17 protein-coding genes are annotated in these 12259 nt (G+C 71.8%); 7 read left to right on the top strand and 10 right to left on the bottom strand.

Going from position 1 to position 12259, the window contains the following annotated elements; translation table 11 throughout:
• Window positions 1-119: 119 nt before the first annotated feature.
• On the bottom strand, window positions 120-536 hold the full coding sequence (locus ACLQ3F_RS21335) for a CBS domain-containing protein (protein ID WP_425850976.1): 417 nt from the start codon (window positions 534-536) through the stop codon (window positions 120-122).
• Between the two features lie 112 nt (window positions 537-648).
• On the opposite strand from ACLQ3F_RS21335, the gene ACLQ3F_RS21330 reads away from it, so the two are divergent.
• Window positions 649-1230: a nucleotidyltransferase family protein gene (locus ACLQ3F_RS21330; RefSeq protein WP_357206502.1), complete on the top strand. Its 582-nt coding sequence runs from the start codon at window positions 649-651 to the stop codon at window positions 1228-1230.
• A gap of 31 nt (window positions 1231-1261) precedes the next feature.
• Here the strand turns inward: ACLQ3F_RS21330 and ACLQ3F_RS21325 are convergent, their stop codons facing one another.
• From ACLQ3F_RS21325 to ACLQ3F_RS21310, 4 genes are all read right to left on the bottom strand, one after another.
• Window positions 1262-1702 (bottom strand): PPOX class F420-dependent oxidoreductase, encoded by a 441-nt coding sequence (locus ACLQ3F_RS21325; RefSeq protein ID WP_425851055.1) that lies wholly within the window; start codon window positions 1700-1702, stop codon window positions 1262-1264.
• 216 nt (window positions 1703-1918) lie between these two features.
• A complete protein-coding gene (locus tag ACLQ3F_RS21320) occupies window positions 1919-2944 on the bottom strand; it encodes an aspartate-semialdehyde dehydrogenase (RefSeq protein WP_355008946.1) in 1026 nt (341 codons plus the stop codon).
• Between the two features lie 233 nt (window positions 2945-3177).
• Window positions 3178-4515 (bottom strand): M16 family metallopeptidase, encoded by a 1338-nt coding sequence (locus ACLQ3F_RS21315; RefSeq protein ID WP_425850974.1) that lies wholly within the window; start codon window positions 4513-4515, stop codon window positions 3178-3180.
• A complete protein-coding gene (locus tag ACLQ3F_RS21310; RefSeq protein ID WP_357206497.1) occupies window positions 4512-5801 on the bottom strand; it encodes a M16 family metallopeptidase in 1290 nt (429 codons plus the stop codon). Before ACLQ3F_RS21310 ends, ACLQ3F_RS21315 begins: the two co-directional genes overlap by 4 nt.
• A gap of 103 nt (window positions 5802-5904) precedes the next feature.
• Between ACLQ3F_RS21310 and ACLQ3F_RS21305 the strand changes: the two genes are divergently transcribed.
• Window positions 5905-6654, top strand: a complete 750-nt coding sequence (locus ACLQ3F_RS21305) for a phosphodiesterase (RefSeq protein ID WP_425850972.1) — start codon at window positions 5905-5907, stop codon at window positions 6652-6654.
• Here ACLQ3F_RS21305 and ACLQ3F_RS21300 read toward each other — a convergent pair.
• Window positions 6621-6839, bottom strand: coding sequence for a hypothetical protein (locus tag ACLQ3F_RS21300; RefSeq protein WP_355008950.1), 219 nt, complete (start codon window positions 6837-6839; stop codon window positions 6621-6623). The genes ACLQ3F_RS21305 and ACLQ3F_RS21300 overlap by 34 nt on opposite strands.
• A gap of 273 nt (window positions 6840-7112) precedes the next feature.
• Between ACLQ3F_RS21300 and ACLQ3F_RS21295 the strand changes: the two genes are divergently transcribed.
• From ACLQ3F_RS21295 to ACLQ3F_RS21285, 3 genes are all read left to right on the top strand, one after another.
• Window positions 7113-8207: a 3-deoxy-7-phosphoheptulonate synthase gene (locus ACLQ3F_RS21295; RefSeq protein WP_425851053.1), complete on the top strand. Its 1095-nt coding sequence runs from the start codon at window positions 7113-7115 to the stop codon at window positions 8205-8207.
• Between the two features lie 406 nt (window positions 8208-8613).
• Window positions 8614-8847 (top strand): hypothetical protein, encoded by a 234-nt coding sequence (locus tag ACLQ3F_RS21290; protein ID WP_355009012.1) that lies wholly within the window; start codon window positions 8614-8616, stop codon window positions 8845-8847.
• Between the two features lie 23 nt (window positions 8848-8870).
• A complete protein-coding gene (locus ACLQ3F_RS21285; RefSeq protein WP_091405645.1) occupies window positions 8871-9065 on the top strand; it encodes a hypothetical protein in 195 nt (64 codons plus the stop codon).
• A 53-nt stretch (window positions 9066-9118) separates the two neighbouring features.
• Here the strand turns inward: ACLQ3F_RS21285 and ACLQ3F_RS21280 are convergent, their stop codons facing one another.
• Genes ACLQ3F_RS21280 through ACLQ3F_RS21270 form a run of 3 tightly spaced genes read right to left on the bottom strand, consistent with a single transcriptional unit; the run spans window position 9119 to window position 10388 of the window.
• Complete coding sequence (locus tag ACLQ3F_RS21280; protein WP_355008951.1) at window positions 9119-9655, bottom strand: DUF1360 domain-containing protein; 537 nt, start codon at window positions 9653-9655, stop codon at window positions 9119-9121.
• A 53-nt stretch (window positions 9656-9708) separates the two neighbouring features.
• Complete coding sequence (locus ACLQ3F_RS21275; protein ID WP_238678168.1) at window positions 9709-10047, bottom strand: SRPBCC family protein; 339 nt, start codon at window positions 10045-10047, stop codon at window positions 9709-9711.
• Window positions 10047-10388, bottom strand: a complete 342-nt coding sequence (locus ACLQ3F_RS21270) for a DUF6158 family protein (RefSeq protein ID WP_393220805.1) — start codon at window positions 10386-10388, stop codon at window positions 10047-10049. The genes ACLQ3F_RS21275 and ACLQ3F_RS21270 overlap by 1 nt, the downstream gene beginning before the upstream one ends.
• 135 nt (window positions 10389-10523) lie before the next feature.
• Here ACLQ3F_RS21270 and ACLQ3F_RS21265 point away from each other — a divergent pair, with 135 nt between their 5' ends.
• Window positions 10524-10946, top strand: coding sequence for a hypothetical protein (locus tag ACLQ3F_RS21265; RefSeq protein ID WP_425850970.1), 423 nt, complete (start codon window positions 10524-10526; stop codon window positions 10944-10946).
• A 25-nt stretch (window positions 10947-10971) separates the two neighbouring features.
• Window positions 10972-11304 carry a DUF3817 domain-containing protein gene (locus tag ACLQ3F_RS21260; RefSeq protein WP_357206485.1) on the top strand — a complete coding sequence of 111 codons (333 nt, stop codon included), beginning with the start codon at window positions 10972-10974 and terminating at the stop codon, window positions 11302-11304.
• A 54-nt stretch (window positions 11305-11358) separates the two neighbouring features.
• On the opposite strand, the gene ACLQ3F_RS21255 is transcribed toward ACLQ3F_RS21260, so the two are convergent.
• Window positions 11359-11880 carry a DUF6232 family protein gene (locus ACLQ3F_RS21255; protein ID WP_357206483.1) on the bottom strand — a complete coding sequence of 174 codons (522 nt, stop codon included), beginning with the start codon at window positions 11878-11880 and terminating at the stop codon, window positions 11359-11361.
• Window positions 11881-12259: the final 379 nt, after the last annotated feature.

Raw genomic sequence — 12259 nt, 5'->3', positions numbered from 1 at the left:
CCGCACGGGTCCCCGCCGCTCCCCCGCTCAACCTCGCCCGATCCGGGTGAGCAGGGGGTGGAGACACCACGCGCCGGCCCTCCCGGAAGGGAGAGCCGGCGCGCACCGCGGCGGACGGGTCAGTTGTTCGGATCGTCGGCGCTGATGTCGGCCAGGACCGACTGTGGTTCGCGCTCGACAGCGAGGTCACCCATCGACACCAGGCCGACCAGGCGCCCGTCGTCGATCACCGGAAGTCGGCGTACGGCGTACGTCCGCATCAGGTCCGCGGCGGCCACGGCATCGTCGTACTGACTCACCGTGATCACGTCGCGAGTGGTGATCTGGTTCAACCGGGTCGTACCCGGGTCCATGTTCTCCGCGACACCTCGGACCGTGATGTCCCGGTCCGTGACGATGCCGACCACACTGTCACCGTCGGTAACCACCACATCGCCAATCGCACTGTCACGCATCTCCTGCGCGGCTGCGATGAGCGTGTCGTTGCCGTCCATCGTCACCAACCGGGTCGTCATGAACTCTCCGACCGTTGTCATGGTGCTCCCCTCTCGGTGTCGGCACGGCCCGTCTACCCGCCGCCCGGGAGGGGGTAACGCCGACTGCCCGCCGGGACTGTCCGTGCAGGTGTCCGCTGCCTACCGTGGGCCCATGATGACGGGCGAGGACGAGCTGCGGGAGCTGGTCGCCGGCAGCAACTGGCTGATCCGGGCACTGGCGGTGGTGCGTGATTCCGGGCTGCCGGACGCCTGGATCGGCGCTGGCGCACTGCGCGACCTGGTCTGGGGCGAGCGGTACGGCAACGGGTTCGACCCGGCGCGGGTCCGCGACGTTGACGTGGTCTTCTTCGACCCGGCGAGGCTGACCCGAGCCGACGACGACCGGGCAACCGCGTTGCTGAAGGGGATGTGGGCGCAGCCGCCGTGGGAGGCTCGCAACCAGGCGGCTGTGCACACCTGGTACGCGGCCACGTTCGGCGGCGACCCGATCGAGCCGTACCGCAGCGTGGCCGAGGCGGTCGCCACCTGGCCGGAGTACGCGACAGCGGTGGCCGTCCGCCTGGACCAGGCCGGCCAGCTGGACGTCTGCGCGCCGTACGGTCTGACGGATCTGCTGGGCGGGGTGTGGCGGCACAACCCGGCCCGGGTGGACGTGGCCCTGTCGCGGCAGCGGTTGGCCCGGCACCGGCCGGCGCAGCGTTGGCCCGGCGTGACAGTGATCGAGCCAGGCTGATCGGCTGTGGCGGGTCAGCCTGAGCGGCGGGTCAGCCTCGGGGCGGCATGCCGTAGAGCCGCTCGACGTGCAGGCGTAGCACGATCCGGCCCTCGTCGACCATGGCCTGGCGGTACTCGTCCCAGTCGGGGTGTTCGCCCCTCAACCCCCGGTAGAGCGCCACCAACTCCTCGACCGTCTCGTCGTCGATTCGGGCGGCCGGCGGGGTCAGCTCGGCGCGACCTTCAACCACCGCGTACGCCCAGCCGTCCTCGCTGCTGACGTGGAAGCTGGCGCGCGGGTCGCGGCGCAGGTTCGCGGTCTTGGCACGGCCGTCGGTGACCGAGACCCGGATCAGGCCCGCGTCCCGGTCGAAGGAGTAGACCACCGTTGACAGCTGTGGACGCCCGTCCCGCTTGATCGTGGCGAGCACGCCCATCGAGCGGCTGGCCACCAGATCGGTCAACGCCTGCTGGGTCCGGTCATCCGGCATGGTGTCCTCCAGGTTGGACGATCGTCTCCGACCCATCCAAGCACGACCTGCCGGCCCCTGCGGGCGACCACCTGGAACAGCAGGGCGACCACCGACCACCTGGAACAGCAGGGCGACCACCCCGAACGGCAGGGCGACCACCCGCAATGGCACCGAGCCCCCGCCGACGTACGGCGAGGGCTCGGTGATTGTTCGTCGTTTCGGCGACCGTGCCGGTCAGCGGCGCTCGGCGGCGACCAGCTCGGCGAGTTGCACAGCGTTCAGCGCGGCGCCCTTGCGCAGGTTGTCGTTGGAGCAGAACAGTGCCAGCCCGTACTCGACGGTCTCGTCGGCGCGGATCCGGCCCACGTAGGTCGGGTCCTGTCCGGCGGCCTGCAACGGCGTCGGGACGTCGGTCAGTGCCACGCCGGGCGCGTCGGCCAGTAGTTCGTGAGCGCGCTGCGGGGTGAGCGGCCTGGCGAAGCGGGCGTTGATCTGGAGCGAGTGCCCGGTGAAGACCGGCACCCGGACACAGGTGCCGGAGACCAACAGGTCGGGGATATCCAGGATCTTGCGGCTCTCGTTGCGGAGCTTCTGCTCCTCGTCGGTCTCGAACGAGCCGTCGTCGACGATCGAGCCGGCCAGCGGGAGGACGTTGAAGGCGATCGGCTGGGTGAACGAGCGCGGCGCGGGGAACTCCACGGCCGACCCGTCGAAGGCCAGCCCAGCGGCGTGCTCGGCCACCTTGCGGACCTGCTCGTCCAGCTCGGCGACACCGGCCAGCCCGGCGCCGGAGACCGCCTGGTAGGTGGAGACGACCAGGCCGACCAGGCCAGCCTCGGCGTGCAACGGACGCAGCACCGGCATCGCGGCCATCGTGGTGCAGTTCGGGTTGGCAATGATGCCCTTGGGCCGGTCCAGGGCGGCGTGCGGGTTGACCTCGGCGACCACCAGCGGCACCTGCGGGTCCATCCGGAACGCCGACGAGTTGTCGATCACCACGGCGCCGGCCTCGGCGACCCGGGGGGCCAACTCCCGGGCGGTGCCCTTACCGGCCGAGAAGAGCACGATGTCCAGCTCGGAATAGTCCGCGGTCGCGGCGTCCTCGACTGTCACCTCGCCGTCGCGCCACGGCAGCGTACGCCCGGCGGACCGCGCCGAGGCGAACAACCGCACCTGCTCCGCTGGGAACTCCCGCTCCGCCAGCACCTGCCGCATCACGCCACCGACCTGGCCGGTGGCCCCCACAATGCCGATCCTCATGCCCGCGAGGCTACCGACCCCACCCCCGAAACCGGGACCCCTTTCCCACCCCCCGGGTCCACCTCACACCACGCCCCACCCCCTAACCCCCGTCCCCGCCCGCTCCCCGCCCCCTCCCCCGTCGATCATGAAGTTATTGCCGCGACACGCCGTGGCGAGTGACAACAACTTCATGATCGACCGGGTGGGGCAGGGAGGGGGCAGGGTGGGGCGCGGGGCAGGGTGGGGTGGGGTTAGGGGAGGAGGTCTCCCAGGGCGGTGGCCTCCAGGTCGTCGCGGATCACTGCGGCGTCACCCTCGACGACCAGGGTGAGAGCTTCCGGGTGCAGGTGGGTGGCCGCCGCCGCGGAGACCTGGTCCACGTCGGCGGAGAGCAGCGACTCGCGCAACCGCGCGTGGTAGTCGTCCGGCAGGTCGTGCACCACCAGGGTGGTCAGCGCGGAGGCGATCGCCCGGGGGCTCTGCAACTCGACCGAGAGCTGCCCGGCACGCCAGGAGCGGGCCACCTCCAGCTCCTCCTCGGTCACCCCGGTGGCCTGGGTACGGGTGATCTCGCCCACCGCCTCGACCAGGGCCGGCGCGGTGACCGCCGTCTGCACACCGGAGCTGACCGCGAACCGACCGAACCGCCGCGACGCGGCGAAGTCGCCCCGGATGCCGTAGGTGTAGCCGTGCACCTCCCGCAGCAGGTGGTTGAGTCGGGAGGTGAACGCCCCGCCGAGCACGGTGCCGGCGAGCGTCATCGGCACGTGGTCGGGGTGCGCCCGGTGCGGTGACGGGTGGCCCAGCCGCAGCGTGGACTGCACCGAGCCGGGCCGGTCCACCAGGATGATCCGGCGACCGCTGTGCAGCGGCACCTCGTCGGGACCGCCGCGCTCGGCGGGACCACCACCGGTGCCGGCGAACGCGGCGGCGGCCAGCGCGTCCAGGTCGATCCGGTCCAGGTCACCGGCGACGATCAGGGTGCCGGGGCGCAGGAACCACTCCGAGTGGAAGACCGTTACGTCCTCCACGTCCAACCCGGCGACCGACTCCGGGTCGCCGTGCATCGGCCGTCCCCAGCGGTTCTGGGCGCCGAACAGGTCGGCGCGCAGCGCGGCGTCGGCGCGCGGGCCGGGGTTGGCCCAATCCATCCGGAGCGCTGTCGCCTCGTCGTCACGGACCCGGCGTACGTCGGCGGGGTCGAGCTTCGGCGTCCGGACCGCCTCGGCAAGCAGTTCCACGGCGGCGCTCAGCCGGTCCACCGGGATCACCACGCTGGCCTGGAACGAGTCCCAGTCCAGACCGGTCGACAGAGCGGTGCCGAGCCCTTCGACGGCGAGCGCGTATGCGGCGGCGTCCCGCTGCGCGGTGCCCTCCTCCAACGCCTTGGCCAGCACGCCGGACAGACCCTCCTTGCCGACCGGCTCCTGGCCCGCGCCCACGTCGAGCAGCAGCAGGGCCACGGCGAGGTTCTGCCCCGGCAGGTGCGCGGCGACGACCTGACCACCGGCCGCGGCGCGGCGGACCACCGGCGGGAACCGGTACGGGCGGGCGGCGCCCGGTCCGGGACGGTCGGCGATCAGCGTCATGAGGTCTCCTCGGGCAGGTAGGTCAGGGTCACCCGGTCGGTGGCGAGCACGTCGGCGGCGGCCTCGGCGATCTGCTCGGCGGTGACAGCGAGCAGGGCCGGCAACTGCTCGGCGATGCGGGCCGGGTCACCGAACTGCGTGGTGTACCGGCCGAGCAGGTCCGCGCGGCCGTCGACGGTGGACAGCTGACGCCACCACCCGGTGCTGAGCAACGCCTTGGCGCGATCCAGCTCGGCGGCGGTGACCGGCACTGTGGCCAACTCGTCGACGACCTCGGCCAGCCCTTCGGCGAGCCGCTCGGCGCTCACTCCGGGGCGGGCGGTGGCGGTGGCGATCAGCGGTGCCGGGGCGTGGGCGAGGTCCACCCCGTACGCCCCGACCAGGTCCGGTTGCGCGATTCGCTCGCCGTCGGCGAGGCGCTGGTAGAGCCGGCTGCCCCGGCCGCTGCCCAGGATGGTGGCGAGCACGGTGATCACGTTGTATCCGGGGGTGCCGAACGGGTAGCTGCGGTGGGCGATGTAGACCCGTGGCGCCGGCACGTCGGCGCTCACCGACTCGACGGCCGTCTGCCCGGTGGCGGGGACGGTGCGGCCGTCCGGTGCCGGCGGGATGTCGTCGCGGGCGGGCAGCGCGCCGAAGTACTTGTCGGCGAGCGCGAACACGTCGGAGGCGGTGGCGTCGCCGACCACTGTGAGCACCGCGTTGTTCGGCGCGTAGTAGGTCTGGTGGAACGCCTGGAAGGTGGCCAGGTCGGCGGCGTTCAGGTCGGCCATCGAGCCGATCGTCGCGTGGTGGTACGGGTGCCCCGGCGGGTAGAGCAGCGGCAGCAACCGCAGCCAGGCGTCGCCGTACGGCACGTTCTCGTAGCGCTGCCGGCGCTCGTTCTTCACCACGTCCCGCTGGTTGTCCAGCGTCTCCTGGGTGAGGGCGGGGACCAGGCCGCCCATCCGGTCGGCCTCCAACCAGAGCGCCAGCTCCAGGTGCTCGGCCGGGACCGTCTCGAAGTAGTTGGTCCGGTCCGGGTTGGTGGTGGCGTTGAGCGAGCCGCCGGAGCCCTGAATCAGCTTCATGTGCTCGGTCTTCGCCACGTTCACCGAGCCCTCGAACATCAGGTGCTCGAAGAGGTGGGCGAAACCGGTCTGCCCGGCCGGCTCATGTCGGGAGCCGACGTCGTACCAGAGGTTGACGGCCACTGCGGGAGCGGTGCGGTCCTCACTCACCACCACGCGCAGGCCGTTGTCCAGTCGGGACGTCTGAATGGGCCAGGGGTAACCGCTGTCGGGCATGCCCCGACGCTATCCGATCTCGGAGGCGGAAAGGTGACGTGCCGTCGGTCGGCGAGCCGACCCGGGGCGGCTTCGGAGCTGCCGCGCGGGGTACCGGAGAGCAATGACCGTCACCCAGCCTCCGTTCCGGCCCGCCGGCCGGGCCGCCACCGCCGTCGAACGCGCCAGCACCGCACTCGGCTGGCTGCGCCGCGGCCGGTTGCTGCATCCGGCCGGTCGCTCGTTCGTCGGCGAGACGGTGATCTGGGGTACGCCCGGACCGCCCACCGGGGTCGCGCTGCTGGACCAGCCCGGCCAGTACCGGACCACCATCCGGCTTTCCAAGGGAACGCCCACGCCCGGCAGTTGGCCCGACGTCCTGGGCCTGGCGCTGCGCCTGCACAGCGACGGCGGCCGGCCGTTCGATCTGCTGGTCAGCTCCAGCGGCGCGGCCCCGGTGCTGCGGAACCTGCCGCTGCCGCGACGCCGCTTCACCGGCACGTACAGCACGATCACGTTCTACCGCGCGGGCCGGCGCCGCCTCTGGCTGGCCGCGCTGGCCGACCCCGACTCGGCCGACCTCGGTCGCAGCCTGGCCGCGGCGTCCGCCGCGACCCGGACGGACACCCCGCGCCTGGTGCTCGCGGTCGCGTCGGCGGTGGGGCCGTGGCGACTGGTCGGGCAGGTCAGCCTCGGCGCCCAGCTCAGCGCCGAGGAGGACGGTGCGCTCGCGTTCGACCCGGTGCGCAACCTGCCACCCGAACTGCGGGTGGCAGGTCCGCTGGCCTGGCTGCGTGACCAGACCTACCGGGCGTCGCGCCGGGCACGCGGGGCGACCGCTCAGTCCGGCGGTTCGACCGCCACCACTGTCTGATCGGAGGTACGACGCTCCAGCACCGTGTCCGGAGCGGCGTTCTGGTCAGCGGTGCGAATGTCCGACTCGGCGAGGATGGCCTCCGCCTGCGCCTCCGGGTCGTCGCTGCCCACCGCCTCTTCCTCGGGCAGGAGGTGGTGCGCACGGGACTCCACCCGGTCCTGATCGCTCTGCTCGTGTGTCATGGCACCCCTGTTACCCCGACCGCGTCCCCGGCACGCGATCTTCACCCCGCATCTTGGGACGACAGCACGGGGGAACGCGTCCGGTCGGGTACGCTGGCCCGGTGACGCGTTCCTATCGATGGTTTAGGCAGCCGGCTCGCACGCCGGTGACTTCACCATGAACTGATGTCACCACGGACCGAGCCGGCTGGGCAGGAGCTGTCGTTCCTGCCCTTTTGCGTACGAGCAGCCGGCTCGTCCCGGGCACCGGCCCCGGGCACGGTCGGCGAAAGGATGCCCACCGTGACGACCCCGGAGACCGATCGGGTCAGCGATCAGCGGATCGACCGTGTCGTGCCGCTGACCACGCCCGCCCTGCTGCACCACGAGTTGCCCCTGGACGCCCCGCTCGCAGCGGCCGTGTTGACCGGCCGCCGCGCGGTCGGTCGCGTGCTGGACCGCGAGGACGACCGCCTGCTGGTGGTGGTCGGTCCCTGCTCGGTGCACGACCCGGCCGCCGCCCTGGACTACGCGCAGCGTCTGCGGACGGCAGCCGACCGGCTCGCCGACGACCTGCTGATCGTCATGCGGGTCTACTTCGAGAAGCCGCGCTCCACCGTCGGCTGGAAGGGCCTGATCAACGATCCCGGCCTGGACGGCAGCGGGGACGTCAACACCGGTCTGCGGCTGGCCCGGGCGCTGCTGCTCGACGTGCTCCGCCTCGGCCTTCCGGTGGGTTGCGAGTTCCTGGACCCGATCACCCCGCAGTACATCGCGGACACGGTGGGCTGGGGCGCGATCGGTGCGCGCACGGTGGAGAGCCAGGTGCACCGCCAGCTCGCCTCCGGCCTGTCCATGCCGATCGGCATGAAGAACCGCCCGGACGGCAGCATCGGCACGGCCGTGGACGCGATCCGCGCCGCCGGGGTGCCACACGTCTTCCCCGGCATCGACTTCTCCGGCACCCCGGCGATCATGCACACCCGGGGCAACACCGACGGGCACCTCGTGTTGCGCGGTGGGGGCGGCCGACCCAACTACGACGCCGAGGCGGTCGCCGGGGCACTCGACCTGCTCCGCGCCGCCGACCTGCCGGAGCGGCTGGTGATCGACGCGAGTCACGCCAACAGCGGCAAGGACCACCGTAACCAGCCGCTGGTGGCCGCGGACGTGGCCGCCCAACTGGCCGCAGGTCAGCGCGGGATCACCGGCGTGATGCTGGAGTCGTTCCTGCTGCCCGGCCGGCAGGAGCTCGACCCGACCCGGACGCTGGAGTACGGGCGGTCGGTCACCGACGCCTGCCTGGGTTGGGACGACACCGCCGAGGTGCTCGACCACCTCGCCTCGGCTGTGCGGGCCCGTCGGGCCACACTGCCCACGACGGTGTGACCGCCGACACCACGACCGGCGGAACACGAACGGGGGTCGGCTCGTTGACTGGGGTGTCGGTGTGTCCAGTGTCCCCGGGCCTCACCTAAATAGCCTTCGCGGAATACCGTCCGGCTGGAGCCGCGTAGTGCCACTCGCCGAGAGGCGACCTGCACACCGACACCAGCGCCGCCCCCGGCCCACAAGGCCGGGGGCGGCGCTGTCGCTCTGCCCGCCCCCGCCCCCGCCCCCGCCCCCGCCCCCGCGCCGCTTTGTGTCTCCCTTTGCTCTGCACCCCTCCGCGCACCACTCACGAAGCGTGACCGTCGCATCGGCGGGTGCAGAGCAAAGGAAGGGTTGCGGGGCCGTCGGCCCAAGAGCGCAGGCCAGCGACGGGGTGACGTTTGACCGATTCCGCCCCGGGTAGCTGATCGACGTGACCGACGACTCACCACTGGCCGACGAGCCGGACACCCGGGCACTCGACGACCTGCTCGACGGCATCTTCCGAGGCCAGGAGCGGGTTGAGCAGGCGGAGATCTACCGTCAGGCGGTGGCCGCAGAACTCCCGCCGGAGCTGCTCGCCCGCATCGACGCGCTCCCCGAGGGTGAGTACGCGGTGGACGAGGCCAGTGACCTGCTGGGCGGCTCGGTCGGCTGAGCGACCGCGGAAGGGACACCGACATGACGCACCACGAGGACCACGACGAGAAGGTGCCGGCGCTGGGTCAGCCCCCGAAGGGCAGGGACACCACGCCCGAGCCGGACTTCGCCAACGAGCACGACCGCACGGCGGTGGATCGGGACATCATCACCGGGGCGGACGAGGACGAACGGGAACCGGAGTCGCCGCACGGTTGGTCCGGCATGCAGCGCTGAAGGCGTACGAAAAAAGGGGGGCCGGCGCAGGCCGGCCCCCCTTTTTTTGGCTTTCAGTCGTCGTGCCCGCCCTCGGCGGCCTGCTGCGCCGTCGCGTACGCCATCTGGAGGAAGTCGGACGCGGCGACCGCCGTCAGCGCGGTCGCCACCAGGCGGGTGAGCCGGGGCGCGAGCACCAGGCCACCGGTCAGCCCGGTAGCCACCCAGACCGCCAGGCAGAACGGGCAGCTCAGCAGCTCGCCGATGGCGTGCCGGGTGGGGCTGCCCGAGTCGCGGACCTGCTCCATCACCTCGCCGCTGCCGATCGGGCGGTCGTAGCGGGTGAACGGCGCCCGCAACGGGCTGGTCACCGCGTCCTTGGACAGCAACCGGCTCAGCTTGTGCGTGGCGATGGAGAGCAGCACCACGTCGGACGGCGCGGGACGCTCCGGCACCGGCCGGCCCGTCGCCTTGACCAGGCCGGCGAGAGCCCCGGTCACCCCGGCGTAGGCGCCCATCGCCACCAGGTAGCCGCCGAGCGGCCGGTGCTCGTGCGGCGCGTACGCCCGGCGCAGCCGGGCCGCCTTCTGCCGCAGGCCAGTGTCGCTCACCCGATCTCCTCATGTGTCGTGGTGGTGCGGGAACGGCGTCGCGCGTGGCCGACTCAGCCGGCCTGGAGGTTGTCGGCGACCTCACGTGCCAGGTTGGTGAGCGCCTCGTCGGCAAGCTGGTCCGGACCGGGCCCGCCGGACCCGTCGGCCAGGTCCAGCTGGATCCGCGCGCCACCGGAATCGGCCGGCTCCACCCGGATCTCGGCGGACCAGTCGTCGGCGTCGCCGTCGCCCCAGCGGGCGCGCAGCTCCTCGCCGCTGATCTCCGCGGCGGGGCTGCCGTCGCCGCGCAGCGGCTCCGGCAGCCAGGCCGAGGCACGGTCGGGGTCGGTGGCTGTGCTGAAGACCACCTCGGGTGGCGCGGACATGCCGCGCACGGCGCGCGCCGGCATCACGCGTCCCGCAGGCGGCTGGGATCGACCTCTCGACCCGGGTGTCGGGCCAGGTACTCGGTCTCCAGCTCCGCCGTGCGCCGGAGGTGGTTCGCGAGTGCGGAGTCGGCAGCGTGCCGCAGGGTGTCCAGGCGGGTTCGGTGCAGGCTGTGCATCTCGCGGATCAGGTCCTCGTCGGAAAGCTCCGTCGGGTCGATGCCGAGCAGGTCGTCGTCGAGGCCGGGAGCGCCGGCCGGGTCGGCGAGCTGATCGCCGCCCCACTCGGGCACCCGCTGCTCCGGGCTCGTATCCGCGCTGCCGCTGGACGCAAAGCCGTCCTCACGTACCGATCCGGTCATGATCGCCCCCCTTGATCTCGTTTGGGCTGGCGTCTAAACGATTGCCCAGGCGCGGTGACGCCAAACCACGCCGGCGAGTCGACGGACGACTACGACACGGTGTCGGAGACCGATGGCGTCCCCGGTACCCTCAATGTCATGAGGCGGCTCTGGACCCCGGCGTGGATCGCGCGCCACGTGGCCATGGTCGTGCTGGTCGTGGGCTTCCTGGGGCTGGGCTGGTGGCAGATCAGCCGGGCCACCGCCGGCAACAGCCTGAGCTGGGGGTACGCGGTCGAGTGGCCGATCTTCGCCGGCTTCGTGGTCTACGTCTGGTGGCGTGAGGTGAAGCTGGCCCGCCGCCGAGCGGCGGAGGCCGACGCGCCGCCAGCGGATCCGGCCGTCGAGCCGGAGCCGGCGGTCACCACCGGGTCCCGACCGGGGGTACGTCGACCGGTGCGGGTGTCCCGAGTGCCGGCCACCGGCGACGTCGTCGAGGACAACGACCTGGCCGCCTACAACCACTACCTGTCATGGTTGAACGCCAATCCGGGCGCCCGGCCCGGTGACTATCCCGGCTGAGCCGGGCTCGGAAGGACGGACGAAGGTGGGCGCTGCCCTTACCCGGTACCGCGTGATCGCCTGGATCGTGGGCGTGGTGCTGATCCTGCTGGTCGTGGTCGGCATGCCGCTGAAGTACGCGTTCGACAATCCGGTCGTCGTGGAGACGATCGGGCCGGCGCACGGCTTCCTCTACATGATCTACCTGGTGGCCGCGTTCGACCTGAGCCGCCGAGCCGACTGGCCGCTGAAGCGGATGCTGCTGGTGATGCTGGCCGGCACGGTGCCGTTCGTCTCGTTCTACGCTGAGCGCCGGGTCAGCGCCTGGGTGGCCGCGCCGCAGGCCGAACGGACTCCGGAGCCCGTCCTCCCCCGCTGACGGTGAGCGGGCGTGAAGATTGGTTGCGCCGACCTTCACGCCGGTCGCGCCGCATCAGCGGTTGGGCCGCCACGGATCCGCTTCGGCGATCGGGTCGACCCAACTGCCGTAGCGGTTGACCTCCCGGGCCCGGAGCAGCGACCGGGTGACCTGGCCGAACTGTCGTTCGTCGTCGGCGCTGAACAGCAGCACCTCCGAGCCTTGGTACCACCCCCACAGTTCGTGTGGCGGTGGGCGCCAGCGATCGCCGACCAGGGCGAGAGCGGCCGGGAGCAGGAACACGGCGCCGAGGATCAGGTACGCCCCGGCGGTGAGGCGGTGCAGACCGCCGGTGAAGCCGAGAAGCACCCCCACACCGCCGAGCATGCTGGCGGTGATGACCACGGCCCGGACGGCGATCCGGTCGTGCGGACCCCGGGTGGTACGCAGATGGGTCAGGTCGGCGACCCGGTAACTGTTCCGACCGATGGTGAACCGGTCGATGGTCACGATGATGCCGGGCCGCGCGTACAGCAGGGTCGACCGGGCGCCCGGCACCGTTCGCGGCGGTCGCGTCTTTGCGCCTTCACGATTCACGGTTCCTCCCGAAGGGGACGGTTGGCCGAGTGGGCCCGCTGGCGACAGTCATCGCTGCCTGCCGACGGGATTCCCGGCTCCGGACTTCATTGTGTTGCGGCGCCGCCAGTCGACCTGGGCATTTACCGGGTCACGACAGCTCACCCCGACTGGGTGAGATCGCCGAGAAACCGCATCCATTTCAGCTTTTATCGGTTATGGCCGCCAGGAATCCGGCGGCATAAGCCCGGAACGACGAAAGTCATATATCTGTCAGTACGCCGCGAAAAGGGCGATGCTCCCTCGTTCGCAGGTGTCATCAGCCACGATGGCGCCACCCAGCCCAACGGCCCGACCCGCAACTCTCCCAACTTTCGCCCCTGCTTCAACTGCGAGTCAC

Origin of the sequence: Micromonospora sp. DT15, assembly GCF_049841475.1 — a bacterium.
Taxonomy (GTDB): Bacteria; Actinomycetota; Actinomycetes; order Mycobacteriales; family Micromonosporaceae; genus Micromonospora.
The sequence above is the reverse complement of the archived record's forward strand: the minus strand, read 5'-3'. Positions and strand labels throughout refer to the sequence as shown.

Excerpts from the sequence above, each read along its gene's own strand:
- ACLQ3F_RS21335 (WP_425850976.1), bottom strand. The coding sequence starts at position 536 with ATGACAACGGTCGGAGAGTTCATGACGACCCGGTTGGTGACGATGGAC.
- ACLQ3F_RS21330 (WP_357206502.1), top strand. The coding sequence starts at position 649 with ATGATGACGGGCGAGGACGAGCTGCGGGAGCTGGTCGCCGGCAGCAAC.
- ACLQ3F_RS21325 (WP_425851055.1), bottom strand. The coding sequence starts at position 1,702 with ATGCCGGATGACCGGACCCAGCAGGCGTTGACCGATCTGGTGGCCAGC.
- ACLQ3F_RS21320 (WP_355008946.1), bottom strand. The coding sequence starts at position 2,944 with ATGAGGATCGGCATTGTGGGGGCCACCGGCCAGGTCGGTGGCGTGATG.
- ACLQ3F_RS21315 (WP_425850974.1), bottom strand. The coding sequence starts at position 4,515 with ATGACGCTGATCGCCGACCGTCCCGGACCGGGCGCCGCCCGCCCGTAC.
- ACLQ3F_RS21310 (WP_357206497.1), bottom strand. The coding sequence starts at position 5,801 with ATGCCCGACAGCGGTTACCCCTGGCCCATTCAGACGTCCCGACTGGAC.
- ACLQ3F_RS21305 (WP_425850972.1), top strand. The coding sequence starts at position 5,905 with ATGACCGTCACCCAGCCTCCGTTCCGGCCCGCCGGCCGGGCCGCCACC.
- ACLQ3F_RS21300 (WP_355008950.1), bottom strand. The coding sequence starts at position 6,839 with ATGACACACGAGCAGAGCGATCAGGACCGGGTGGAGTCCCGTGCGCAC.
- ACLQ3F_RS21295 (WP_425851053.1), top strand. The coding sequence starts at position 7,113 with ATGCCCACCGTGACGACCCCGGAGACCGATCGGGTCAGCGATCAGCGG.
- ACLQ3F_RS21285 (WP_091405645.1), top strand. The coding sequence starts at position 8,871 with ATGACGCACCACGAGGACCACGACGAGAAGGTGCCGGCGCTGGGTCAG.
- ACLQ3F_RS21275 (WP_238678168.1), bottom strand. The coding sequence starts at position 10,047 with ATGCCGGCGCGCGCCGTGCGCGGCATGTCCGCGCCACCCGAGGTGGTC.
- ACLQ3F_RS21265 (WP_425850970.1), top strand. The coding sequence starts at position 10,524 with ATGAGGCGGCTCTGGACCCCGGCGTGGATCGCGCGCCACGTGGCCATG.